This is a genomic window from Aeromonas sp. QDB14, assembly GCF_027707845.1.
In the GTDB taxonomy this organism is placed as follows: Bacteria; Pseudomonadota; Gammaproteobacteria; order Enterobacterales; family Aeromonadaceae; genus Aeromonas; species Aeromonas caviae.
In genome coordinates this window covers 43,798-68,860 of the sequence record NZ_JAPCJD010000003.1, presented here as the reverse complement: position 1 = coordinate 68,860, position 25,063 = coordinate 43,798, and the positions used below count along the sequence as shown (strand labels likewise).

Annotated in this window: 25 protein-coding genes; 7 read left to right on the top strand and 18 right to left on the bottom strand. The window is 60.4% G+C overall.

The window, feature by feature from the left end; genetic code table 11:
- Positions 1–32: 32 nt before the first annotated feature.
- The 4 genes from hemN to PG887_RS01720 all read right to left on the bottom strand — a co-directional run bounded on the left by hemN (position 33) and on the right by PG887_RS01720 (position 3,887).
- Positions 33–1,406, bottom strand: coding sequence for an oxygen-independent coproporphyrinogen III oxidase (hemN, locus tag PG887_RS01735; protein ID WP_041212163.1), 1,374 nt, complete (start codon positions 1,404–1,406; stop codon positions 33–35).
- Between the two features lie 28 nt (positions 1,407–1,434).
- Entirely contained in the window at positions 1,435–1,875 is a 441-nt protein-coding gene (locus PG887_RS01730) for a DUF2489 domain-containing protein (protein ID WP_043153541.1), read from the bottom strand.
- Between the two features lie 11 nt (positions 1,876–1,886).
- The gene (gene yihI, locus PG887_RS01725; RefSeq protein WP_161653470.1) at positions 1,887–2,468 is read right to left on the bottom strand and encodes a Der GTPase-activating protein YihI; all 582 of its coding nucleotides are present in this window, start codon (positions 2,466–2,468) and stop codon (positions 1,887–1,889) included.
- 801 nt (positions 2,469–3,269) lie between these two features.
- The gene (locus tag PG887_RS01720) at positions 3,270–3,887 is read right to left on the bottom strand and encodes a c-type cytochrome (RefSeq protein ID WP_042882257.1); all 618 of its coding nucleotides are present in this window, start codon (positions 3,885–3,887) and stop codon (positions 3,270–3,272) included.
- Between the two features lie 143 nt (positions 3,888–4,030).
- On the opposite strand from PG887_RS01720, the gene yihA reads away from it, so the two are divergent.
- Positions 4,031–4,684 carry a ribosome biogenesis GTP-binding protein YihA/YsxC gene (gene yihA, locus PG887_RS01715; protein ID WP_041212162.1) on the top strand — a complete coding sequence of 218 codons (654 nt, stop codon included), beginning with the start codon at positions 4,031–4,033 and terminating at the stop codon, positions 4,682–4,684.
- Between the two features lie 981 nt (positions 4,685–5,665).
- Here the strand turns inward: yihA and aroE are convergent.
- The 7 genes from aroE to PG887_RS01680 form a co-directional block, all read right to left on the bottom strand.
- Positions 5,666–6,487, bottom strand: a complete 822-nt coding sequence (gene aroE / locus PG887_RS01710; protein ID WP_216944933.1) for a shikimate dehydrogenase — start codon at positions 6,485–6,487, stop codon at positions 5,666–5,668.
- 103 nt (positions 6,488–6,590) lie between these two features.
- Complete coding sequence (gene hemF, locus PG887_RS01705) at positions 6,591–7,499, bottom strand: oxygen-dependent coproporphyrinogen oxidase (RefSeq protein ID WP_103244068.1); 909 nt, start codon at positions 7,497–7,499, stop codon at positions 6,591–6,593.
- A gap of 100 nt (positions 7,500–7,599) precedes the next feature.
- Complete coding sequence (locus tag PG887_RS01700) at positions 7,600–8,160, bottom strand: Sua5/YciO/YrdC/YwlC family protein (RefSeq protein WP_039039520.1); 561 nt, start codon at positions 8,158–8,160, stop codon at positions 7,600–7,602.
- Positions 8,161–8,438: 278 nt separating this feature from the next.
- Positions 8,439–8,996: a DNA topoisomerase family protein gene (locus tag PG887_RS01695; RefSeq protein WP_042015238.1), complete on the bottom strand. Its 558-nt coding sequence runs from the start codon at positions 8,994–8,996 to the stop codon at positions 8,439–8,441.
- Between the two features lie 55 nt (positions 8,997–9,051).
- Positions 9,052–9,525, bottom strand: coding sequence for a DUF494 family protein (locus PG887_RS01690; protein ID WP_010672510.1), 474 nt, complete (start codon positions 9,523–9,525; stop codon positions 9,052–9,054).
- Complete coding sequence (gene dprA / locus PG887_RS01685; RefSeq protein WP_270821062.1) at positions 9,518–10,633, bottom strand: DNA-processing protein DprA; 1,116 nt, start codon at positions 10,631–10,633, stop codon at positions 9,518–9,520. The genes PG887_RS01690 and dprA overlap by 8 nt, the downstream gene beginning before the upstream one ends.
- A gap of 1 nt (position 10,634) precedes the next feature.
- Entirely contained in the window at positions 10,635–11,723 is a 1,089-nt protein-coding gene (locus tag PG887_RS01680) for a LysM peptidoglycan-binding domain-containing protein (RefSeq protein WP_270821061.1), read from the bottom strand.
- 108 nt (positions 11,724–11,831) lie between these two features.
- Between PG887_RS01680 and def the strand changes: the two genes are divergently transcribed.
- From def to PG887_RS01655, 5 genes are all read left to right on the top strand, one after another.
- Complete coding sequence (gene def, locus PG887_RS01675) at positions 11,832–12,344, top strand: peptide deformylase (protein ID WP_010672507.1); 513 nt, start codon at positions 11,832–11,834, stop codon at positions 12,342–12,344.
- 12 nt (positions 12,345–12,356) lie between these two features.
- Entirely contained in the window at positions 12,357–13,301 is a 945-nt protein-coding gene (gene fmt, locus PG887_RS01670; protein WP_270821060.1) for a methionyl-tRNA formyltransferase, read from the top strand.
- A gap of 60 nt (positions 13,302–13,361) precedes the next feature.
- Positions 13,362–14,654 (top strand): 16S rRNA (cytosine(967)-C(5))-methyltransferase RsmB, encoded by a 1,293-nt coding sequence (gene rsmB, locus PG887_RS01665; RefSeq protein WP_270821059.1) that lies wholly within the window; start codon positions 13,362–13,364, stop codon positions 14,652–14,654.
- Positions 14,655–14,728: 74 nt separating this feature from the next.
- Complete coding sequence (gene trkA / locus PG887_RS01660; protein ID WP_010672504.1) at positions 14,729–16,105, top strand: Trk system potassium transporter TrkA; 1,377 nt, start codon at positions 14,729–14,731, stop codon at positions 16,103–16,105.
- 93 nt (positions 16,106–16,198) lie between these two features.
- Positions 16,199–17,641, top strand: coding sequence for a TrkH family potassium uptake protein (locus tag PG887_RS01655; RefSeq protein WP_270821057.1), 1,443 nt, complete (start codon positions 16,199–16,201; stop codon positions 17,639–17,641).
- Positions 17,642–17,723: 82 nt separating this feature from the next.
- On the opposite strand, the gene rmuC is transcribed toward PG887_RS01655, so the two are convergent.
- Positions 17,724–19,055: a DNA recombination protein RmuC gene (rmuC, locus tag PG887_RS01650; RefSeq protein ID WP_160837014.1), complete on the bottom strand. Its 1,332-nt coding sequence runs from the start codon at positions 19,053–19,055 to the stop codon at positions 17,724–17,726.
- On the bottom strand, positions 19,052–19,267 hold the full coding sequence (locus PG887_RS01645; protein WP_010672501.1) for a hypothetical protein: 216 nt from the start codon (positions 19,265–19,267) through the stop codon (positions 19,052–19,054). The genes rmuC and PG887_RS01645 overlap by 4 nt, the downstream gene beginning before the upstream one ends.
- A gap of 137 nt (positions 19,268–19,404) precedes the next feature.
- Between PG887_RS01645 and PG887_RS01640 the strand changes: the two genes are divergently transcribed.
- A complete protein-coding gene (locus tag PG887_RS01640) occupies positions 19,405–19,917 on the top strand; it encodes a ferredoxin-type protein NapF (protein WP_010672500.1) in 513 nt (170 codons plus the stop codon).
- Between the two features lie 52 nt (positions 19,918–19,969).
- On the opposite strand, the gene PG887_RS01635 is transcribed toward PG887_RS01640, so the two are convergent.
- The 5 genes from PG887_RS01635 to PG887_RS01615 all read right to left on the bottom strand — a co-directional run bounded on the left by PG887_RS01635 (position 19,970) and on the right by PG887_RS01615 (position 25,031).
- Positions 19,970–20,422 (bottom strand): Rrf2 family transcriptional regulator, encoded by a 453-nt coding sequence (locus tag PG887_RS01635; RefSeq protein WP_010672499.1) that lies wholly within the window; start codon positions 20,420–20,422, stop codon positions 19,970–19,972.
- A 275-nt stretch (positions 20,423–20,697) separates the two neighbouring features.
- Positions 20,698–21,537 carry a PfkB family carbohydrate kinase gene (locus PG887_RS01630; protein WP_041212154.1) on the bottom strand — a complete coding sequence of 280 codons (840 nt, stop codon included), beginning with the start codon at positions 21,535–21,537 and terminating at the stop codon, positions 20,698–20,700.
- A gap of 60 nt (positions 21,538–21,597) precedes the next feature.
- Positions 21,598–22,569, bottom strand: a complete 972-nt coding sequence (locus tag PG887_RS01625; RefSeq protein WP_029313477.1) for a LysR substrate-binding domain-containing protein — start codon at positions 22,567–22,569, stop codon at positions 21,598–21,600.
- Positions 22,570–22,722: 153 nt separating this feature from the next.
- Entirely contained in the window at positions 22,723–23,451 is a 729-nt protein-coding gene (locus PG887_RS01620) for a glutamine amidotransferase-related protein (protein WP_043153559.1), read from the bottom strand.
- Between the two features lie 83 nt (positions 23,452–23,534).
- On the bottom strand, positions 23,535–25,031 hold the full coding sequence (locus PG887_RS01615; protein WP_270821056.1) for a CoA-acylating methylmalonate-semialdehyde dehydrogenase: 1,497 nt from the start codon (positions 25,029–25,031) through the stop codon (positions 23,535–23,537).
- Positions 25,032–25,063 lie beyond the last annotated feature (32 nt).

The following is a 25,063-nucleotide window of genomic DNA, read 5'->3' as shown; positions in this document are numbered from 1 at the left end:
GGTTTTTTTATTGTCCAACGACATTGCCCGGCCTAGATCACCCGGGAGAACTGCTGCTGGCGCGCCTTGTTGCGCAGGTAGACATCGAAGCACATGCAGATGTTGCGGATCAGCAGCTGACCGGTGGAGACCACCTCCAGCCCCTCTTCGGTCATGCGCACCAGACCGTCGTCGATGAAGGTCTGCAACAGCTTGAGATCCTCGGCAAAATACTCCTTGAACACCAGACCGTGGGCCTGTTCCACAGCGGCGAAGTTCAGGGAAAAATCGCAGATGAGGCGCTTGATCACCTCACGACGGATCAGATCGTCCCGATTGAGGGAGCACCCCTTCCACTGGGCATGGCCCAGTGACTCGACCTGGGCGTAGTAGGTTTTGAGATCCTTCTGGTTCTGGGAATAGGCATCCCCCATCATGCTGATGGAAGAGACCCCCAGCCCCAGCAGATCGCAATCCCCCTGGGTGGTATAGCCCTGGAAGTTGCGATGCAGCTTGCCCTCGCGCTGGGCGACGGCCAGCTCGTCATCGGGCTTGGCAAAGTGGTCCATGCCGATGAACTGATAACCCTGGCCGGTCAGGAAGGCAATGGTGTCCTGCAGCATGGCCAGCTTCTCCTGCGGCGCCGGCATGTCCGCTTCTTTCAGCTTGTGCTGGGCGGCAAAACGACTCGGCAGGTGGGCATAATTGAAGATGGAGAGGCGAGCCGGGTCGGTCTTGAGCACCTCTTCCAGGGTGTGATGGAAGCTCTCCCGGTTCTGGTGCGGCAGACCGTAGATGAGATCCAGATTGGTGGAGCGGAACCCCAGCTCGCGGGCACGGACCAGCATGGCGCGGATGAAGTCGTTGTCCTGCTCCCGATTGACCGCGACCTGGACCGCCTTGTTGAAGTCCTGAACGCCAAGGCTGATGCGGTTGAAACCGAGCTCCCGCAGCACATCCAGCATGGACAATTCGATCTCGCGGGGATCCACCTCGATGCTGATCTCCCCCTCCTCGGCGAAGTGGAAGTGCTCCCGCAACATGGCCATCAGGCGACGAGTCTGGGGTTCGCTCAGATATGTGGGTGTGCCGCCACCCCAGTGCAGCTGGGTGACCAGTCTCTCCTTGAACAGGGGGGCCTGGGCCTTGATCTCCTGTTCGAGGTAGTCGAGGTATTGATCTGCCTTGTGCTGGTGCCGGGTAATGACCTTGTTGCAACCGCAGTAGTAGCAGAGCTTGTGACAGAAGGGGATATGCACGTAGAGCGACAGATTGCGTGCAGGATACTGGCCCGCTGCCTGGACAAAGTCCGGATAGCCGAATCCCTCGTTGAACTCCAGCGCAGTGGGATAGGAGGTGTAACGCGGACCACTGTAGTTGTATTTTTCGATCAGGGCCTGATCCCACACAATCTGTTCTGCTTGCACGCTTGCTTCCTCTGTCTTTGTCATGGGCTCACCGGCTTAACTGAAAATCCTTCAGTCTGGCGACATCCTCAAGGATCTGCGCCTCCAGCTCGGCCTCGTAGCCGCTGCGTTCGAGATCCATCTTCATCACTTCATTGCGCTTGAGTGCCCGCCTCGCCTCATGGGTCGGCATCTCTTTCACCTTCTCATAGAGGCCGTAGAGCCCCGGGAACTCGGTGGCAAAGGCGCGGCCCCCCTTTATTTGCAAGGCATCCAGCAGATTGGTCAGCCGGATGGCACCTTCTGAGTAGTCGCACTGACCATCTCGTACCGCGTGGGCGATCACCCTGACACTCTCCAGGATCCGCTCGTTGCGGGCCGTAATGGCATGCTGCTGCATCTCTTGCTGGCGTTTGAGACGCGCCATCAGGGTGCCGGCATAGACGGCAAGCCCCAGCAAAATCAGGCCACCCAACAGGGCGGCCAGCATCCATCCACTCATCACTTTTTCTTCGGCTCGGGTTTGGCTTCAGGCTGGTAGTCTGCCTGAGAGAAACGCTCCCACAGCTCCTCTTCGGAGGCAGGCTGACTCGGCTCGTCAAAATCGGCATCATCAAAATCCATGTCGCCATCTTCGTCATCGTCGTTGTCGATGATACCGAGCTCGTCCATCAGCTCCTGATAACGGTCAACCCGCTGATCGACCCATGCCTGCTCTGCGGCCTCCAGGGTTTCACCGGCATCCAGACGATCCAGCAAGACATTGAGGCGATCATCATTCTCGATGGACGCCAGCTCCTGCTCGGGGGTCATCACCACCCGCTTCTCTTTCGCAGGCTTGGTCGCCACCGGCTTGCTGCCCTTCTCGTCGGCAATCAGCGCGATGGGCTTGCGAGAGCCGATGCGTGGATCCTTGGCCTGCTTGGAGCCGCTCTTTTTGCCCGCCTGCTCGACCTGTTGGCGGGAGCCCGCCTTCAGGCCCTTGCGCTTGGCGGCGCGCTTGCGCTCACGACCTTCCTGGGCACTGGCATCTGATTCTTTGCGCTTGCCGGTAGGCTTGCGGTTGGGTTGTTTGGCCGACATGAATGACTCCGACAAATAACTGAATGGAAACCCCCGGAGCGTGTCGTCCGGGGAGGATGCTGAAGCGGGGAACAGTAAATATGGAACAAGAGTGGGATCCCGCACCAATTCGACCACTTTGGGCCGCTGAACACCGCAGGATCGGCATCCTCTGGGCATGTTGCTGGTATTTTGACACAGAATGTCTTGGCGGGTTAATGACCCAATAGAAAAAAGGCAGCCGAAGCTGCCTTTTTCCATCATGCGAGTGCCATTCCCTGGTAGCCAATCGCCTTATCCCTGGGCGAACCACGGCGCATCATTTCGTTGGATCATCCTGATCCTTATTGACCAGTCCTGAGTGTGTGTGTGTTTGTTTGTCTAACCCAAACCGGCGACATCCTGCCTCCCATCGGGGTGGTTGCCTCCCGCAGCCCCGCTCATCCCTGGCGGTCACCATCCTGGCTTTTTGCATCTATTGCTCATCGCATGCTCCGAGCCGACATCCTGTCAAACCGAAGACGGGTCTTGCACCCTCTCTCCGGCCAATCCTGATTGCCTACTGTAACTTCTTCGCTGGATGACTCAATCAACCAAAGCACATTTCGAACTGGTACAAAGTAATGTTCTATTTCTTAATTCATTGAAAAACAAAAAAATAAAATAATATACGTGAGCAATCTTTCAGACACGACCAGCCCCGTATATAGAAGATCTCTTACAGCAATGCAGGCTGTTTACGGGCGATCGCTACAACCTCAAAAAAGAACAGGGAACACAATGGTTCCCTGTTCTTTTCAACAAGATAACTAACAGTCTATATCAGTGAAGCCCCGCCACATACTTGGAGAGCGCCTCGATGTCCTGATCCGTCAGCTTCTTGGCCACATCCCGCATCATGCCATTGGGATCGTTGTCGCGGGTCGCCGAACGAAAAGCGGTGAGCTGGGCCTTGATATAGGCGGGATGCTGCCCTGACAGGCTGGGATACTTCGCTTGCTCGACGCCGGAACCCCGTGGGCCATGACAGGCGGTACAGGCGGCCAGGCCTCGCTCCATGTCTCCCCCCATATAAAGCGCCTTGCCTGCGGCAACCACATCATCGGGCACGGCAACCGGCGTCACCTTCTGGCTGGAGAAATAGGCGGCAAGATCGTCCATATCCTGCTCGGACAACGGCAACGCCATGGGTCCCATGACGGGCGCAACCCGACCAGTTTGGCCAGAAGCTGCAGCCTTCAGTTCAACTAATTGTTTTTTGATATATGATGCGTGCTGACCAGCAATCTTGGGATACATGTCGACTGGGCTGTTGCCGTCCGGTCCATGACAGGCCGCACAGACGGCAGCCTTGGTTTGTCCCGCAGCGGCATCGCCCTTGGCTTGTGCCATCCCAGTTACGCCAACCATCAGAGCAAGTGTAATGACTAGGTTCTTCATGGCGTTCCAACTTTCTCGTTATTAGGCTTCCAGATCCCATGCCGCTGAAGGCATGTTAAAATAAACGCGTTCAAGCGACGCCATTTTACACTATTTCACAAAAAAGTAACTCTATAACCCTCTATCTCTATGGGGAATTTACGTTGGATACACAAACTCTGAATTTCAATAAGGTGCATTTTGTGACCAGCGCACCCGACATCCGCCACCTGCCAAATGATGGGGGTGTCGAGATTGCGTTTGCCGGTCGTTCCAACGCTGGCAAATCGTCTGCATTGAATACCTTGACCAAACACAAGAACCTGGCGCGTACCAGTAAGACCCCTGGCCGTACTCAGCTGATCAACCTGTTTGAGCTGGAGCCGGGCAAACGCCTGGTTGACTTGCCTGGCTATGGATATGCCCAGGTTCCGCTGGAAATGAAGCTCAAGTGGCAAAAGTCACTGGCTGAATACCTGCAGCGACGGGAGTCCCTGAAAGGGCTGGTGATCCTGATGGACATCCGCCATCCGCTCAAGGAAACCGACATGAACATGCTGGAATGGAGTTCACACCGTGAACTGCCGGTGATGCTGTTGCTGACCAAGGCGGACAAGTTAAGCCCGGGGCCCCGCAACAACCAGGTGATCAAGGTTCGTCAGGCGGTGGCAGAACTGGGCCCGCAGATCCAGGTTGAAGCATTCTCTTCTCTGACCAATATCGGCGTCGAGAAGCTGGCCCAGACCCTAAGCGGCTGGTATCTATCCGAAGCAGACAACGCCCAGGCAGACGACGAAGATCATCAGAACGAGGAGTAAACGACTCCTCTCCCTGGCTGCAATTGGCGGAGTTGGACCTCCGCTGATTGAAAGGCTTTCATGATCCCCCCATCTCCGAGCCCTTCCTCCCCGCCTTCGCCATCTCTGAAGAATAATCTCAAAAAATATATTTAAATCATACTGATAGCCTATTTCGACGCGAAAAGAATTAACTAATCATCAACATGATACCGTTTTCATGGATATCGAGTAAAAAATCAAAATTGAAGGCTGTAACAAACGAAACTGAAATTTAATTACACGATGAGCCAATATAGGGATAAAAATGAGGCCGGTCTTGCCATTGCAAACCGGCCTGAAGAAAAGAGTTCAAAAATTTGGGAAAAAGCGAGTTCTCGAGAACAAAGACGATTGGTTTTCCTCAAGAAACGCCTTCATTCTAACAAAGAACGGCAACAATTAAAGCATTTACTCTAAACGTTGCTCATAAAAAAACGCCCCGACGATGACTCATCGGGGCTGCTATTCAGCCACATTCAATTACGTGAAATAAAAGGTCTGAAAGATAGAACATCTTACCTCTGTACCCTACGCCGACAACTGTACAGCAAAGCAGCAGAAAGTGAAAGTAATTTATGTAATTTAGTTTCAATGGTAGAAAAAAGAAAAAATATTCATAATTTTCATGCAGATAAAAAAATCCCCAGTACGAATACCGGGGAGTTATAAAGGTGACTAGCTAGCACTTCCTCAACTATCCAGTTAGTCAGCAGTCCGTTACAGAAGTTCCGCTGCTTTGAGAAAAAACTCAAAAAAATACTGCGAGTGACGGCAAAGTAAAAGTAACTTATTGTTACGCAATGGTTTTATAAAAATGGCACCTGTTCTGCCACACACCCACCGCAGAACGACCGTTTCACATCACACGTGCCGTGCCGCATCACGAGGGATGCCCTTATCCAGAGATGCAAAATCTCTACATCAGATCTGCCGACCGCCCAATAGAGCGCACTAGCCGGTTCACACGACGCCCAGATTGCGCTGCAACTCTCTCAATACCTGCTTGGTGCCGGGCCGGATCCCTCGCCATACGGTAAAGGCCTCAGCAGCCTGCTCGACCAGCATGCCCAATCCATCCATGGTATGGCGCGCACCATGTTGCTTGGCCCAGCCGATGAAGGCTGTATCCGTTGCGCCATACATCATGTCGTAGATCGCGATGTCCGGGTGGATGAGGGTTGGAGCCAAAGGTGGCAACTCACCTTGCAGACTGGCTGAGGTGGAATTGATGATGAGATCGAACGGCCCCACCAGCGGTTCATAGGATTGAGCAGTGATGCTGCCCAGATCCCTGAACTCCACAGCCAGCTGTTCCGCCTTGGCATGGGTACGGTTGACCACGACGATCTCGCCCGGCGCTTCCGCCAGCAGAGGGGCCAGGGCGCCACGAGCTGCGCCACCGGCCCCCAGAAGCAGGATCCTGCTACCGGCAAGGTTCACTCCGTGAGCCTTGAGATCGGCGACCAGCCCGGCGCCGTCGGTATTGTCACCCAGCAGCACACCATCATCAGTCAGTTTGATGGTGTTGACCGCTCCCGCCCGCTTGGCCCTGGGGCTCAGCCGCTCCACCAGCCCGAAGGCTTGCTCCTTGAAAGGTACGGTCACGTTGCACCCCTTCCCTCCTTCGGCGAAGAAGTGGTTCAGAGCGCTGGCAAACTCATCGACAGCAGGTTCTGCCAGACCATACTCCAGCGCTTGCTGGGTCTGCCTGGCAAACAGGGTATGAATGAAGGGAGATTTGCTGTGGCGCACGGGGTGGCCAAAAACCAGATAACGATCCATCAAGGCGTTCCTTTTGAGAGCAATATCCCGATTTAACGGGTTTTCTCATGAAGGAACAAGCCGAATATCGGCCAATAAGAAGAGGCCATCATGGCCCCTCTGGTCACAACCACTCGCGCGGTTTGAGGTAGTCGCTGTAGAGCAATGCCTCCGGGCTGCCAGCCTCCGGCTGCCAGTCGTACTCCCAGCGCGCCAGCGGCGGCATCGACATCAGGATGGATTCGGTGCGCCCCCCCGTCTGCAGTCCGAACAGGGTCCCGCGGTCGTAGACCAGATTGAACTCCACGTAACGGCCACGGCGATAAAGCTGGAACGCCCGTTCCCGCTCCCCATAAGCAAGCTCCTTGCGTCGCTCGACAATCGGCAAGTAGGCCGCCAGGTAACCCTCACCCACTGCACGCATGAAGGCAAAGCAGTCGGCAAAGGGCCAGCGGTTCAGGTCATCGAAGAAAAGACCACCCACCCCGCGCGTCTCGCCCCGATGCTTGAGGAAGAAGTAACGATCGCACCAGGATTTGAACTCGGGATAAATGTCGGTGCCGAACGGCTGACAGAGCTCATGGGAGACCTGATGCCAATGCCTCACATCCTCTTCGAACGGATAGAAGGGCGTCAGGTCGAAGCCGCCACCAAACCACCAGATCGGCTCCTCCCCCTCTTTCTCGGCGATGAAGAACCGCACATTCGCATGGCTGGTCGGTACATAGGGATTATGCGGGTGGATCACCAGCGACACCCCCATGGCCTCAAACCTGCGGCCAGCCAGTTCGGGACGATGTGCGGTCGCGGATGCCGGCATGGCATCGCCATAGACATGGGAGAAGTTGACCCCACCTTGCTCGATCACCGCCCCCTGGCGCAGCACCCGTGTTCTACCGCCACCACCACCTTCGCGACTCCAGGCATCTTCCACAAAGCGCCCGCATCCATCGGCCTGCTCCAGGCCACGGCAGATATCATCCTGCAATTGCAGCAGGAAGGCTTTTACCTGGGCCACATCCGGTTTGCTCATTTTATCTCCTGTCAGACAGGCATCATGCATGCACTGCCTGCACTTCTCGTATTGTCATGACCTCATCGCACAACCTGCATGAAACCGGGCCGTGCCCAACTCAGGATGGGCGAATGATGGCCCCGGTGCGGGCGTCCTTGATTTCGGACGGGTTGGCTTGCCCCCCGACTTCGCCGGGCAGAATGTAAGCCAGCTGGCTTGCCAGCAGATCGCCAATATCAGCCACCCGGCGAGCGGGTTCCTCACCGGTGAGATTGGCACTGGTGGACACCAGCGGTTTGCCAAATGCCCGGCAAAGCCCTTGCACCTGGGGATGGCCTGTGACCCGCACCGCCAGGGTCTCGAACTGACCGGTCAACCAGGACGGCGTCGTCGCGCGAGCGGGCATGATCCAGGTGAAGGGACCAGGCCAGCTCGCCTGCACGCGAGCAAGCTGCTCATCGCTGAGCTGGCTCAGGTCGATGTAGTCCTGCAATTGCGCCAGATCTGCCGCGATCAGGATCAATCCCTTCTCCACCGGCCGCTGCTTGATGGCCAGCAGCCGCTGCACGGCGGCTTCGGAATCAGGATCACACCCCAGACCAAACACGGCTTCGGTGGCATAGGCGATAACCCCTTCTCCTTGAAGGGCGGCAACCGCTTGTTCAAATTCATTTGGCATAAGCACATGCGACAGCCACGCTGCCGCCTCTCATCACTGGATTGTATGTTGAACCGACATGACGGCATCGGGGCCATCACTGCTGCGATATGGGCTATATCCCTGCTCCTCTTCAGTCATGCATTTCGGTTCAGACGCTTGCGTGCATCAGTGAACCGAGCAACCGCAGGGAGCTTGAGATGGCGATCAGGTCAGGATCAGGGCAAGTTGGGCGATGTGCATCGGCTCACAACCTCACGCTGACCAGCAATCCGCCTGCCTGATCATGGGCGGCGAGATTATACCCGCTCAATCTGGTGGGAGCATTTCTTTTGCGGGCAGACCCAGCGCAGGTTTCCCCGCACCTTCTTCTCGATCATGATGCCCCAGCCACACTCGGGACAGGGCATGGGAACCGGCTTGTCATTCACCACATACTTGCAGTGAGGATAGGCGTCACACGAGTAGAACTGTTTGCCATAACGGGACGTGCGGCTCACCAGATGACCTTTGCCACACTCCGGGCAGAGGATTTGGGTATCGTCACTCTCCTGAAGGGATTCGATATGCTGACAGGCCGGGTACTGGGTACATCCCACAAACAGACCGTAACGACCCTTCTTGATGGCCAGTGGATGGCCACAATCCGGACAGGACGACCCCTCGAGCACTTTCTCTATGTCGCGGCCAGAGGGCGTGAGGGAGCGAATGTAATCGCAAGCGGGATAGGCTGAACAACCAAGGAAGGGACCGTGCTTGCCCTGGCGGATCACCAGTTCAGCACCACACTGCGGGCACGGCTCGCGCTCGAAGGCATGTTCGTGGGCAGAGAAGAGGTGGTGATCGATCTTTGACATGGGCCGCGCCTTGAAATCCAGATGGCCTGAATTCTACCAGCGCGGCACCGGGCTGTCAGTGGATGACGCCGTCCGACTCGTCAAACACCAGCTCTTCCATCTGCTGGTAGGCGTTTTCGCTGCCTGGCACATTGAACAGCACCATCATGACGACCCACTTCAGATCGTCCAGCTCGATGTCCGGCTTGTCCAGCTCGAGCAACCGTTCGATGCAGATTTCACGGGTTTCGGCATTCAGCACTTGCGCCTGCTCCAGGAACAGCAGGAAACCGCGACATTCAGTACTGAGGCGAACAAGCTCCTGCGGCGCATAGATCCGCATAGAGCCCTGCTGGCTTGCGGTGACATAGACTTCCCGCTCGCTGTCGTGCAGGTTGGCCAGTCGCTCCAGCCAGTTGAGCGCTTTCTCGATCTCGTCCTTGTCGAAACCGGCCCGGCTCAGTTCGTCGGTGAGTTCATCCTGCTCGACCATCACATCTGCATCGCTGTGGATGTAGGTCTCGAAAAGGTACATCAATACATCAAACATGATTCGCCCTCCTCGCTCTGACGTATCCACCGGCTACCGCCATCACTGCACCAACCAGCTCCAGCTCTACCAACCTGCCCAGTACGATATCGACAGGAAGCCGGGCCCGTTCGGCAACGGTATCCACGCTCGTGGTCTCATAATCTACGTTATCCAACAAATCGGCATAAGGCAATTCGCTATTATGCTGCGCCTCGGAAGAACCGTTGGCGGGTCCAGGGGGCAAGACCAGCCTTGGAAACTCTTCCAGGATATCGGCGGCATTCAAGACCAGCTTGGCACCCTGTTGAAGCAGACGGTTGCACCCTGCTGCCTGTGCATTTTGCGGAGCGCCGGGAACGGCAAAGACCTCGCGGCCCTGCTCCAGCGCATAACGGGCCGTGATGAGCGAACCACTCTGTTCTGCCGCTTCCACCACCAGTGTCCCCAGCGACAGGCCACTGATGATACGGTTGCGGCGAGGGAAGTGTTCAGCCAGGGGGCCTTGCTGGGGCGTCAACTCGGAAACAAGCAGACCTTCCTGCTCGAGGATCTGCATCGCCAACCCCTGATGACGCTTGGGGTAGAGACAATCCAGACCGGACCCGAGCACCGCCAGGGTGATTCCGCCCGATGCCAGCGCCTGCTGATGGCAAACGCCATCGATGCCCAACGCGAGGCCGGAGGTGATCGCCAGACCACAGCCCACCAACTCGGCACACAAACGTGTCGCATTGTCTTTGCCGGCATAGGTGGGGTGGCGGGTACCCACCATCGCCAACTGTGGAAGGGAGAGGGATGAGACGTTCCCGCGGCAGTAGAGCAAGAGCGGGGCGCCGGGGATCTCTTTGAGCAGGGCAGGATATGCGGGGTCATCGGGACAGAGGAGGTGATTGCCGGGCTCGGCGGCCCAGCTCAATCCCTGCTCCACGACAGGAAGAGGCCATCTCATCTGCTGAATCTGGGCACTCTGCAGACCAAGAGCTCGCAGGGCGCCATCGTCTGAGTCAAACAGAGTTGTGATGTCACCACCCACATGCGCCAACAGGCGAGCGGCGGTGACCGGGCCTATGCCTGTAACGGCATCCAGCGTCAGCCATAGCGACAACCGCTCCAGTGGCAAGGACACGTCAGAAATTACTGACCTGATAACCAGAGCCGACCAGATCCTGACTCTGCAGGATAAGACCGTAACTCAATTTGTCGTAGACCTTGAACAGCATGACTCTGGCAACGGCCTCGGCAGGCAGCGATGACTTGCCGGCAGAATAGAACGCCTTGTCATAGACGGATGAATATTCCCGGTATGACACCTTGCCATTCTTGTCCACCATCTCGGCTCCCGGGCGCAGGATCTCGAGCACATCGCCCGGGGCCACCTGATCACGCTCCCCCTTGTTGATGAGTACCACATCAAACTTGCCCCCACCATGTACCTTGCTCGGCAGCTCGATCACATAGCCGGGGGAAATGGAAGGTGCCGCCTTTGGCATGAACACGGCAGAGATGCTCTCCTGCGACGGCAGCGGCATCACCTTGTCGCCCTGATACACCTCACGCCGGTTATGGGTCAGCGTCACTTTGGTGGTGTCGTGGGCAAGATACTCCTCTGCCCGCACCGTGCCGACAAAAAATGCCTCCTGACCGAGCGACTCGCCGGTATGCTTGTCCTTGTATGCCACCCCCGGGCGATAGAGGCCATAACTCTGGCCCGGGTTCAGGGCTCCTTTCACATAGAGAATGTCGCCCTCCAGCATCCCGACATGCTTGTCATTGTTGCCGAGCACATAGGGCAGGTCCTTGCTCTGCTGGCTGTTGGCCAGAATGTGGTCGGTCTGCAGGAAGGGCGCTATCTCGCTCAGAGGCAGGGTCGGTATGGGATTGGCCTTGTTTTCATAGCGGTTCTTGGGCGAGAGACGGATGACCTGCTTGCCACCCTGACTGGCTTTGCCGAGCCGAGGCTCACCATTGACCCAGCTCAGGTGCAGCACGTCACCGGGATAGATCCAGTGGGGATTGGCGATCTGCGGATTGATGTTCCAGAGGCGTGGCCAGAGCCAGGGTTCGGCCAGATACTGGCCCGAGATGTCCCAGAGGGTGTCCCCTTTTTGCACCACATAAGTCTCGGGGTAACCGGATTTGAGCGTCAACTGCTGTGCCATGGCGCCACCGGCCAGGGCTGTCGCCAGGCAGGCGACGACGATTTGCTTCAGATACATAACACTCCCTGTTACTTCTGCACGCAAAGTGTTGCTGTTTTTTGTCGGCGTAAATGACTAGAATTACGTCAATATTGACTGCGTTTATATGAAACTAAAGAAAAAATTATGGCCATTCTAGATGTATTGCGTTTCCCCGATGAGCGTCTGCGCACAGTCGCGGCCCCTGTCGAAGCCTTTACACCCGAGTTACAACACATTGTAGATGATATGTTCGAAACCATGTACGCGGAGGAAGGCATCGGCCTGGCCGCGACCCAGGTCGACATTCATCAGCGCATCATCGTCATCGATGTCTCCGAGAACCGCGAAGAACAGCTGGTGTTGATCAATCCGGAGATCCTGGAGCAGTCCGGCAGCACCGGCATCGAAGAGGGCTGCCTCTCCGTGCCCGGCAACCGTGCTCTGGTTCCGCGCGCCGAGTGGGTCAAGGTCAGGGCGCAAGATCGCCACGGCAACACCTTCGAGCTGGAAGCGGACGATCTGCTCGCCATCTGCATACAACATGAGATGGATCATCTGGTCGGCAAGCTGTTTGTGGATTACTTGTCCCCGCTCAAGCGCCAGCGCATTCGTCAGAAGCTGGAAAAGATGGCCCGTGAAGATCGCAAAGTCCTCTGAGGATCCGCTCCATTGAACAAGCTGAAACTGATTTTTGCCGGTACCCCCGACTTCGCCGCCCGTCATCTGGCGGCGTTGTTGTCTTCCGGCCACGAGGTCGTCGCCGTTTATACCCAGCCGGACAAGCCCGCCGGTCGCGGCCAGAAGCTCACCGCCAGCCCGGTCAAGGAGCTGGCGCTGGCCCACGATCTGCCGGTCTATCAACCTGCCTCCCTGCGCAATGAAGCGGCGCAGGCCGAACTGGCTGCTCTGGGTGCCGATCTGATGGTCGTCGTGGCTTATGGCCTCATCCTCCCCAAGGCGGTGCTCGATACGCCGCGCCTGGGTTGCATCAACGTGCACGGCTCCCTGCTGCCGCGCTGGCGCGGTGCCGCCCCGATTCAACGCTCCATCTGGGCGGGGGATGCCGAAACCGGCGTCACCATCATGCAGATGGACGTGGGGCTGGATACCGGCGCCATGATCCGCAAGGTAACCTGCCCCATCGCCAGTGATGAGACCTCTGCCAGCCTCTATGACAAGCTGGCCGGTCTGGGCCCGCAGGCACTGGTCGATACCCTGGACGCCATGGCTGCCGGCAACACCGCCGCCGAGCCCCAGGACGATGCGCTGGCCAACTACGCCGAGAAGCTCTCCAAGGAAGAGGCCCGCATCGACTGGTCGATGGACGCCGTTGCCATCGAACGCTGCATCCGTGCCTTCAACCCCTGGCCCATCAGCTGGTTCGAGGTCGCCGGACAGACCGTCAAGGTGTGGCAGGCCGAAGTCCTTCCCAAGGCGCACGGCCAGGCAGCCGGTACCCTGCTCAAGGCCGACAAGCAGGGGATCGAGGTTGCCACCGGCCAGGGCGTGCTGCGCCTGCTGACCCTGCAACCTCCCGGCAAGAAGGCCATGTCCGTTTCGGATCTGCTCAACTCTCGCCGCGACTGGTTTGAACCTGGCACGCAACTGATTTGATCTGGATTGAATTGACACAAGCGGGGCCCTGGCCCCGACTTGTGCATCTAAGGTAACGCTATGAAAACACGCGCACAGGCTGCTCTCGTCATTCAACAGGTGCTGGATCAGGGCCAATCTCTCTCCGCCGTTCTGCCTGCTGCCCAGGAGAAGGTCGCCCCTCGCGATCGCGCCCTCCTGCAAGAACTCTGCTACGGCACCCTGCGCTGGCTGCCCCGCCTCGATGCGGCGGTCAGCGAGATGATGGACAAGCCGCTCAAGAACAAGAGCCGCATCTTCCACTACCTCATCCTGGTCGGCCTCTACCAGCTCATCTATACCCGCATTCCGGCTCACGCCGCCGTGGCCGAGACCGTCAACGCCGTCAAGCTGCTCAAGGGTTCTTCCCTGCGCGGCCTCATCAACGGCGTACTGCGCAACTTCCAGCGCAGCGCCGAAGTGATCCTGCTGCGCATCGACCGCGTTCCCAGCGTCCGCCTCGGCCACCCCGAATGGCTCACCAAGCGCCTGCGTCAGGCCTATCCCGATGACTGGGAGTTCATCATGGAGGCCAACAACCAGCGCCCGCCCATGTGGATCCGCAACAACAGCCAGCGCCTGAGCCGCGAGGCCATGCTGGCCCGCATGAGCGAGGCGGGCATCCCGGCCATGGCCGGTGTGGAAGGGGAAGATTGCATCCTGCTGGAGCGCCCCTGCGACGTGACAAAGCTGCCCGGCTTCGAGCAGGGTGACTGCTCGGTGCAGGACGGTGCCGCCCAGCAGGCCGCCGCCCTGCTCGATCCCCAGCCAGGCGAGTGGGTGCTGGACGCCTGCGCCGCCCCCGGCGGCAAAACCGCCCATTTGCTGGAACGCCAGCCGGCCCTTGCCGGCGTGGTTGCCGTCGACGCCGACGACAACCGCCTCAAGCGGGTGCAGGAGAACCTGGATCGCATCGGCCTTCAGGCCCAAGTGATCCACGGTGATGCCAGCACGCCGGATCTGTGGTGGCCACAGGGGCAGTTCGACCGCATCCTGCTGGATGCCCCCTGCTCCGCCACCGGCGTCATCCGTCGTCACCCCGACATCAAGTGGTTGCGCCGGGATCAGGACATCCGCGAGCTGGCCGAGCTGCAACGCCGCATTCTCGATGCCCTCTGGGGCAAGCTGAAGCACGGCGGCACCCTGCTCTACGCCACTTGCTCCGTGTTGCCGGAAGAGAACCGGGAGCAGATCCGCGCCTTCCTGGCCGATACCCCGGATGCCCGCCTGGTGCCGTTGCATGCAGAAGACACCCCGGCCTGTCCGGGTCGCCAGTTCCTGCCCGGCGAGGCGGAGATGGACGGCTTCTACTATGCCAAGCTCATCAAGCTGTAGGCCGAACCGGCGGATGGCAGGCCCGGTGACGGGCCGCCTCATTACGAAGCAACAACCTTGAGTAAGATGGCCTTATGAAAATCATCATTCTGGGCGCAGGTCAGGTGGGTGGCACCCTGGCCGAGAATCTCGCCGGCGAGAACAACGACATCACCATCGTCGACACCGACAGCGAGCGCCTGCGCGAACTGCAGGACAAATTCGACCTGCGGGTGGTGAACGGCCACGGCGCCCATCCCAGGGTGCTGCGCGAAGCCGGCGCCCAGGATGCCGACATGCTGGTCGCCGTCACCAACAGCGACGAGACCAACATGGTCGCCTGCCAGGTCGCCTACTCCCTGTTCAACACCCCGAACAAGGTGGCGCGCATTCGGTCCCCCGCCTATCTGGTGGAGCGGGATCGCCTGTTCCTGCCCGAATCCGTCCCCGTGGATCACCTGATCGCCCCCGAGCAGTTGGTAACCGACTACGTGCGTCGCCTGATCGAGTATCCGGGGGCGTTGCAGGTGGTGGATTTTGCCGACGGCAAGGTGGGCCTGGTGGCGGTCAAGGCCTATTACGGCGGCCCCCTGGTGGGCAATGCGCTCTCCACCCTGCGGGAACACATGCCCAACATCGAAACCCGGGTCGCCGCCATCTTCCGCCAGGGGCGCTCCATCCGCCCCCAGGGCACCACCATCATCGAAGCCGATGACGAGGTGTTCTTCGTGGCCGCAGCGGGCCATATCCGCGCCGTGATGTCGGAGCTGCAACGCCTCGAGAGCCCCTACCGGCGCATCATGATCGTCGGCGGCGGCAACATAGGCGCCGGCCTCGCCCGCCAGCTAGAGAAGCGCTACAGCGTCAAGCTCATCGAGCGCAACCAGAAGCGGGCGGAGCAGCTCTCCGAACACCTGGAACACACCATCGTCTTCTGCGGCGATGCGGCGGATCAGGAGCTGCTGGCGGAGGAGCACATCGACCAGATCGACGTCTTCATCGCGGTGACCAACGAGGATGAGGCCAACATCATGTCGGCCCTGCTCGCCAAGAAGATGGGGGCCAAGAAGACCATGGTGCTGATCCAGCGCGGCGCCTACGTGGACCTGGTACAGGGCGGCTCCATCGACATCGCCATCTCCCCCCAGCAGGCCACCATCTCTGCCCTGCTGACCCATGTGCGCCGTGCCGACATCGCCAACGTCTACAGCCTGCGCCGCGGGGCGGCCGAAGCCATCGAGGCGATCGCCCACGGGGACGAGAACACCTCCAAGGTGGTGGGCAAGACGGTGGGCGAGCTCAAGCTGCCCCCGGGCACCACCATAGGCGCAGTGGTGCGCGGTGACGAGGTGCTGATCGCCCACGATCGCACCCAGATACAGCAGGATGACCACGTGGTGATGTTCCTGGTGGACAAGAAGTACATCCCGGAAGTGGAGCGTCTGTTCCAGCCCAGTCCCTTCTTCCTGTAAGCCGGCCATGTCTCTGGCAACGGTATCCGGACCCGGCCCCTTTTCTCAGGAAAGGTCCGGGTCTTTTTTCAATCAACGACCAGGTTATCTTGCATGATCAAGCTGCATCCCATCGTCTTCACGCTCGGGCTGGTACTCTCCAAGCTGGCGCTCTTCATGTGGCTGCCCACCCTGCTGGCCCTGCTGACCGGTTCGGAAGGTTTCGTCGAATTTCTCAAGTCGGTCTTGATCACCCATGGTGCCGCCCTGCTCTGCCTCCATTACGGTCGCAAGGCAGAGTTTCACCTCGGCGTGCGGGAGATGTTCCTGCTCACCACCTCGGTCTGGGTGGTCGCCTGCGTCTTCGGGGCCCTGCCCTTCGTCTTCATCACCCATATCGACTTTGCCGACGCCTACTTCGAGACCATGTCGGGGGTCACCACCACGGGATCCACCGTGCTGTCGGGGCTCGACGGCATGGCCCACAGCATCCTGCTGTGGCGATCCATCCTGCAGTGGCTGGGCGGAGTCGGCTTCATCGTGATGGCGGTGGCGGTACTGCCCTACCTCAACGTCGGGGGCATGAAGCTGTTCCAGACCGAGAGCTCGGATTGGTCCGACAAGAGCGCCCCCCGCGCCAAAACGGTGGCCAACAACATAGTGCTGGTCTATCTGGTACTCTCCATGCTCTGCTTCCTCGCCTACTGGGTGAGTGGCATGAACCTGTTCGAAGCGGTCAACCACGCCATGACGACCCTCAGCACCGGCGGCTACTCCACCTCCGATCAATCCATGTCCCACTTCTCCCACGCGGCGCACTGGATAGGCACCCTCTTCATGTTCCTCGGCGGCCTGCCCTTCCTGCTCTATGTGCAGGCTCTCTCCCGCCGTGACAACAGCCTGTTCAAGGATGCCCAGGTGCAGGGCTTCTTCTGGCTGATCGTCTGGGTGACCCTGGTCGTCACCTTCTATCTCTGGGTGAGAGACATCTACGGCTTCATGGATGCCTTGCGCATCAGCAGCTTCAATATCGTCTCCGTGCTTACCACCACGGGTTTCGGACTCGGCGACTTCGGCACCTGGGGCCCGCTCACCACCATTATCTTCATCATCCTGCTGGCACTCGGCGCCTGCTCCGGCTCCACCTCGGGCGGGCTCAAGATCTTTCGGGTCCAGGTGGCCTTCGCCCTGTTCAAGAAACAGATGCGCCAGCTGATGCACCCCTCCGCCGTGTTTCCCCAGAAGTACAACGGCCGTCCGGTCAACGACGCCATCATCCGCTCCCTGATCTCCTTCGTGCTGGTCTACTTCGCCATCATCCTGCTCATCGCCGCCCTGATCGCCGCCATCGGACTGGACCCCCTGACCGCCATCTCGGGCTCCATCACCGCCGTGGCCAACGTGGGCCCGGGCATGGGGCCTGTCATCGGTCCCAGCACCAACTTCGCCAGTCTGCCGGATGCGGCCAAGTGGATACTGTCGTTCGGCATGCTGCTGGGACGCCTCGAGATCCTGACGGTGGCGGTGCTCTTCTTCCCCTCCTTCTGGAAGCAATAAGCAGCCGTCCAGGCTGTTGCATGAAACGAAAAGGGCAGCCAATGGCTGCCCTTTTCGTTGTCCCGGCGAATGACGACTCCCCTCAGTCCGCCGACTCCTCTCGCTCCAGCGCCCGGTCCACCAGCGCGTCCGGCAAGGGCTTGGTCACCTCGACCCCCAGCTCGCGAAAGCGCTCGGCCTGGGCGATCAGGTTGCCACGACCGTTGACCAGCCGCCCCATCGCCTTGTCGTAGCTCTCCTGCGCCTTGTGCAGGCTGCCCCCCATCTGCTGCATCTCCTCCACGAACAGCCGCAGCTTCTCGTAGAGGCGGCCGGCCCGCTCCGCTATCTGGCGCGAGTTCTGGTTCTGCCGCTCGTAGCGCCACAGGTTCTCTATGGTGCGCAGCGCCACCATCAGGTTGGTGGGGCTCACCAGCAGGATGTTGTGTTCCAGCCCGTAGCGCACCAGGGAAGGGTCCGCTTCCAGGGCAGCGAGGAAGGCAGGCTCCACCGCCACGAACATCAGCACATAGTCCAGGGTGCGCACCCCGGGCAACTGCTGGTAATCCTTGCGGCCCAGCTCGCGGATATGGTTGCGCACCGAGGCGACGTGCTCCTTGAGCGCCACCGCCTTCTCCAGATCATCAGCGGCGTTGTACCAGCGCTCATAGGCGGTCAGCGACACCTTGGCGTCGATGATGATGTCCTTCTCCTGGGGCAGGTGGACGATGACGTCGGGCTGGTAGCGCTTGCCCTTGTCCACCTCGATGTTGACCTGGGTGTGGTACTCATGCCCCTCGCGCAGGCCGCACTCGGAGAGGATCCGCGCCAGCACCACCTCCCCCCAGTTGCCCTGCTGCTTGCTGTCGCCCTTGAGGGCCCGGGTCAGCGCCGCCGCCTCTTCGGTCATGCGGGCGTTGAGCTCGGCAAGGCGCTCCAGCTCGAACTTGAGGTTGTGGCGCTGGGCCGTCTCCTGGGCGTGGGTCTCTCCCACCTGGCGGCGAAAGCCCTCGAGCTGCTCCTTGAGTGGAGTCAGCAGGAGATCCATGCTGTTCTGATTCAGTTCGCGGAAGTTTCCAGCATTTTGTTCAAAAATACGATTGGCGAGGTTCTCGAACTGCTGGCTGAGGCGCTGTTCAGCCTCTTGTTGCAGTTGCAGCTTCTCGGCGCTGGCGATGCGTTCGCTGCGCAGAGTCGCCTCGGCCTCCTTGAGGCGGGCGGTGAGCTTGAGCAGCAGGGTCTGCTGCTGATCCAGCTTCTGCTGAGCCAGCATCTTCTCGTCCTGCAGCGCGTCCCAGCGATCCTGCAACCCCTGATAACGCTCCTCCAGCAGCAGCGCCTCTTCACGGCCGCTGCGTCGCCCCCACCACCAGCCGAACAGCAGCGCCAGCCCGCCAGCCAGCATGGCAGGCCACCAGGTCAGCAGCGGGGTCATCGGCGCCCCCGCTGGCGCAGGAAGAGTTCGAGATAGCGGTTGAGCAGTAACCAGATCAGCACATAGAGCAGATAGGCCGCCAGCACCACCCACTTGTGGCTGTTGACCCCGGTATCCAGTTCACTGAACTCGATACCCTTGAGATGGCAGTAGGCCCACATCAGCAGGGGGAAGACATAGAGCAGAGAAGCACGCCACAGAAATAGCCACATGAGTTCATTCAATCCCGCAAAAAGACCCGCCTAGCTTACACAAGGGCAACCCGGCTTGCGATCCTGCCCGCCGCTATTCTCTGGCTTGCCGGCCTAAAACTGGATAAAATTAACCCCTAATAGGTATAGAGGTGGGCATGACGCATTTTTTCTGTCGCTGGCTGGCACACGCATGGGGGAGCCCCCGCAGACCCGAGGTGGTCTGCCATGAGGCACGCCCGCCCTGGGCCATCGACGAGTCCCAGTTCCTCACCCTCTGCACCCGTTGTGGCGACTGCTTCAAGGCGTGTCCCAACGGCCTCATCAAACCTGCCGATCGCCCCGAATATGACGGCAGCCCCATCGCCGGTACCCCAGTGCTGGATCTCGCCTGTGGCCAGTGCAGCTATTGCGGCAGCTGCGCCAGAGCCTGCCCCACGGGCGCACTGGATCTCTGCCTCGGCCGCCAGGTGCAGACCCGGGTCAGGATAGAGGCGAGCTGCCAGGCCCGTCAGGGCTACTACTGCCTGCTGTGCGAAGATGCCTGCCCCCAGCAGGCGATCAAGGTCGGCAGCGAGGGAGTGACCGTCAACATGGCCGCCTGCGATGGCTGCGGCGCCTGTGGCCTCGCCTGTCTGCACGGAGCCATCACCCTTGTACCCCAGCTCTGACCGCTGGCAATGACAGAGGGGCCCGCAGGCCCCTCTGTCATTCACCGTGGCATCATGCCATGGTCAGGATATTATCCTGCTCTATACCGAGAAGGTGGCACAGACGAGTGGGATCCCGCACCGCATCCGCCAAAGTGTACTCCCCCAGCACCTCCAGGAAGGCGTGCATGGCGCGGCGTAGAATGCCCTGGATGCGGCAGCCCCCGGAGAGACGGCAGTTTTCGCGCTTGCAGTCCACCGGGCAGAGCACGTGCTCCATGTCCATCACCACATCGCGCAGGTTGATGGAGACGGCGGCACGGCCGAGGCGGATGCCCCCATGCTTGCCACGCACCGTCTCGATGTAACCCTTGATGCCGAGCTGATGCACTATCTTGACCACGTGATTGCGGGAGATGGCGAAGGTGTCGGCCACTTCCGTGATGGTCGACAGGCGATCACCGGGCTGGATGGCCAGGAAGGTCAGGGTACGCAGGGCGTAGTCGGTAAATCGTGTCAGTTGCATGGTCGCACTTGCCTCTTACTACAAGCCAGAAATCAGGACGACAGCCGGTGGCCAAAGAGGGGGTCTGCACATGCGTGCGCACGGGATGGGCTTCTTCGACCGAGTCGTGAAGTCACAAGGGTAAGAGCAGCCTGGGCGGGTGTCGACGAAGATGTACATAAATCGACACTTTCTTTGATTGATCGCAAACTTGCCGCCTCAGCGAGGGGTTTTGGCGGTTTCCGTCGACAACCCCCCACCTCCTCTGCCATCGCCGGAGCCGTTGTCCGGCGAGTTCAGTGGGGCTGCTTCAGCCAGTTGCGCAGCGCCTGGGAGGGGATGGAGCTCTCGGAGGCCACCGCGAAGGCGCCCCAGTCCACGGCGCACTGCAGCGCATCGGCCATGGCCATGCCCCGCGCAAGACCGTGGATGAGGCCGCCCGCGAAGGCATCCCCCGCCCCCGTGGTATCCACCACGGAGACCGGTCGCGCCGCCACCCTGACCTGCTCCTCCCCGTGAATGGCCACGGCGCCCGCCTTGCCCTCGGTCAGCACCAGCCATTCGAGCTGCTCCCCCGCGAGCTGGCGGGCATGCTGCCAGGGATCGCTCACCTCGCCGAGATCGGAGCGGGAGGCCACCAGCACGTGGCAGGGGCGGCGGGCCTGCCCCCCCTTGGGATACTGGGCCACCACGAAACTCTTGGCGAGCATCTGGCGCATGTAGCCCACGATGGCGGTGCCCGGATAGTTCACATAGAGGCAGTCCACCCCTTCGGTCGGCAGATCCCCCGGCAGATCCGGACGACGTGGGCGCCTGAGGATGGTGCGCTCACCGGTGGCGTCCACCAGCACCAGCAGCTCGCCGGTCTCGCCGCCAAAGCGTTCCACATGGCTGCAATCCAGGCCGTATGAGGCCGCCTGCTCCAGCAGCCAGTCACCGGTGTCGTCCAGCCCGACCCGGGAGGCGATGATCACCTCATGCCCCGCCCACACCAGTCCGATGCCGGTATTGGCGGCGCCGCCGCCGAGCCTGCGCCCCTGATCCACGTATTGCAGCCGCGCCCCCGCCACCAGGGGTTCGGCCAGGGAGAGCACATGATCACAGTTGAGATTGGCGAGCAGCAGGATGCGGGACATGGAAACCTCGGCGGGAGGAGGCCGACACCCCGGGGTGCCGGCACAGAAACGGAAGCGGGATCAGTAGACGGGCAGCTCCACCCCTGACAGCAGCTCGTCGATGCGCGCCTGGGTCGGCTGCTGCATCACGTTCTGGATCATCTCCTTGGTGAGATGGGGGGAGAAGGAGCTGATGAAGTCATACATGTAGTTCTGCAAGAGGATGCTCTTGCTGAAGCAGATCTGGGCCGGGCAGGGCTCGAACAGGTGCTCCAGATTGATGGCCACGAGGCCGGGGGCATCGCTATCGTTGGCTACCAGGGAGGAGATGATGCCGATGCCAAAGCCCAGTTCCACGTAGCGCTTGATGACGCCGGCATCCATCACCGTCATGTAGTAGTTGGGGGTGAGGCCGGCAGCCTGGAACACCTTGTCCTGCACCTGACGCCCGGTGGCGCCGCTCTCGTAGCTCAGGATGGGATACTGGCAGAGCTGCTCCAGGGTCGGCTTCTTCACCTTGGCCAGGGGGTGCTCCTGGGGCACCACTAGGGAGAGGGTCCAGAGGTAGGCGGGCAGCGCGATCAGCTCCTTGTCGAAGCCTATCTCGTGGGCCACGATGGAAAAATCCGAGTATCCCTTGCTGATCTGCTCCTTGGTGGCGGACATCACAGGATGCAGGTGGAACGAGATCTTGGGGTACTTTTTGGTGAAGTAGGTGACGCTTTTCGGCAGCAGGTAGCGGGCGATGGTATGGGTGGTGTGGATGTTGAGGGTGCCCACGGTCGGATCCAGGTACTCCCGGGAGATGGCCTTGATCTTGCTCTCGATATTGAGCATGGCCTCGGCACACTTGATGATCTCCTCCCCCACCGGGGTGATCCGGTGCAGGTGCTTGCCGCGGCGCTCGAAGATGCGCACCCCCAGCTCGCTCTCCAGCAAGCCGATCTGCTTGCTCACCCCAGGCTGGCTGGTATAGAGCGCATCGGAGGCAACGGAGACGTTGAGATTGTGGTCCCGCACCGCGATCAGATACTTCAACTGCTGTAGTTTCAAGGTTGCCCCCTCACAGACTGACGCGGCGCTCGTCGATGGACTAGGCCGCCAAAAATGGCGGCCAGTGTATCATCCGGACTGGGCATATCGCCGCTTGATCCTTCATTTTGCTACAAAATCTAGCATCAGCGCGGTGGATATGACAAACAGGGTTCAGCGCGCGTCGGCCCCGATCGGCAGGATGCCGAGGAACTGCAGCAGCCACTGCATCATGGTGGCGGAATCCACCTCCCCTTCCAGGGAAGAGAGACTGCTCTGGTAATGTGCATCGGGCAGCCTGTCCCGTCGCCGCTCGATCAGGGCCCGGTTGTACGCCACCGAGAATTCCGGATGCCCCTGGATGGCGACGATGTGATCCCCCTGCAGGAACATGAAGTTGGGGCAGAAGTCGTTGCCCGCAAGCAGGGTCGCCCCCGGCGGAAGCTGCTCCACCTGATCCTGGTGGCTTGCCAGGATGCGGATGGTGTCCAGACCCGGCGCCATCCAGGGTTTTGTCGTCTGCATGGCATGGACCGACACCCCCAGCCCCCACCCCTTGGTGGACTTCATCACCTCCCCTCCCAGCGCCTGGGCGATCACCTGGTGGCCGAAGCAGACTCCGGCCAGCTTGACGTTGGCATCGTGGGCCCGGCGGATCCAGTCGCGCAGCGCCAGGATCCAGGGGATGTCGCTGTAGGCATCGTGACGCGAGCCGGTAATGAGCCAGGCATCACATTCGGTCAGATCCAGGGGCAGATCGCCGTCGAGGGCGGACCAGACCCGAAATTCCAGCTCGGGGGCCAACGCCCGGAAACCCTTGATAAACATCTCGGAGTAAACGGGACCAAAATCCCCCACCAAATCGGGGTCCAGCCGGTCACAATCGAGAATACCCAGTCGCATCTGTTACTCCTTGACAGAAGCGCCCCCGCAGACCGGCGGCCTGCGGGGGCAAGAGATTAAAGCCATGGCAGCGAGCCGGTGGCTCACTTCATGGTCGGCATGGAGAACTCGGCGCCGGCGCGCAGGCTCTGGGGCCAGCGGGCGGTCACCGTCTTCATCCGGGTGTAGAAGCGCACCCCATCCGGCCCGTGCATGTTGAGCGGCCCGAAGATGGACCGTTTCCAGCCACCAAAGCTGTGAAACGCCATGGGCACCGGAATGGGAACGTTCACCCCTACCATACCGACCTGAACCCGCGTGGTGAAGTCCCTTGCGGTATCTCCGTCACCGGTGAAGATGGCGGTGCCGTTGCCATACTCGTGTTCGTTGATGAGACGCAGGGCCGTCTCGTAGTCCGGGGCCCGCACGATGGCGAGCACGGGGCCGAAGATCTCCTCCCGGTAGATGCGCATCTCGGGGCCGACCCGATCGAACAGGCTGCCCCCGATGAAGTAGCCCTCGCCATGGCTCAGGCCCCGGCCATCCACCACCAGCTGGGCCCCCTCGGCCACCCCCTGATCCACGTAGCCGCGCACCTTGGCCAGGTGTTCCCGGCTGATGAGGGGCCCCATCTCGTTCTCCGGACTCTGACCGAGACCGGGGCCGACCCGCAGGGCCGCCACCAGGGGCGAGAGCTTCGCCACCAGGGCATCGGCGGTCTCGTCACCCACCACCACGGCCACCGAGATCGCCATGCAACGCTCGCCCGCCGCGCCATAGGCGGCCCCCATCAGGGCGGAAACCGCCTGATCCAGATTGGCATCCGGCATGACCACCATGTGGTTCTTGGCGCCGCCCAGGGCCTGCACCCGCTTGCCGTGGGCCGAAGCGGTGGCATAGATGTACTGGGCGATGGGGGTGGAGCCGACAAACGACACGGCACCGACCCTCGGGTCGGTCAGCAGCACGTCCACCACCTCCTTGTCGCCGTTGACCACATTGAGCACCCCGTCCGGCAGGCCCGCCTGCTTGAGCAGTTCGGCCATGCGCAGGGAGAGGGACGGATCCTTCTCCGAGGGCTTGAGGATAAAGGTGTTGCCGCAGGCCAGGGCCACCGGGAACATCCAGAGCGGCACCATGGCAGGGAAGTTGAACGGGGTGATGCCGGCGCAGACCCCCACCGGCTGCATCATGGAGTGACTGTCGACCCCGCGGCCCACGTTGAGGGAGTGCTCCCCCTTGAGCAGATGGGGAATGCCGCAGGCAAACTCCACCACCTCCAGCCCCCGAGTCAGCTCCCCCTGGGCGTCGGAGAAGACCTTGCCGTGCTCACGGCTGATGAGCTGGGCCAACTCGTCCCTGTGCTGCTCCATCAGCTCCTTGAAGCGAAACAGCACCCGGGCCCGCACCAGCGGCGGGGTCTGGGCCCACTCCCCAAAGGCGCGCTCGGCGCAGGCAATCGCCTCGGCACACTCGTCGGCCGTGCTGAGAACGACGGAGCCTTGCTGCTGGCCGGTGGCCGGATTGAAGATGGCACCGAAACGCTCGCTGCGACTCTCGGTCGTCTCGCCGTCGATGAAGTTGTCGATCCTGTAACTCATAAATCCTCCGTGATGGGTCATCCGTCCTCCCC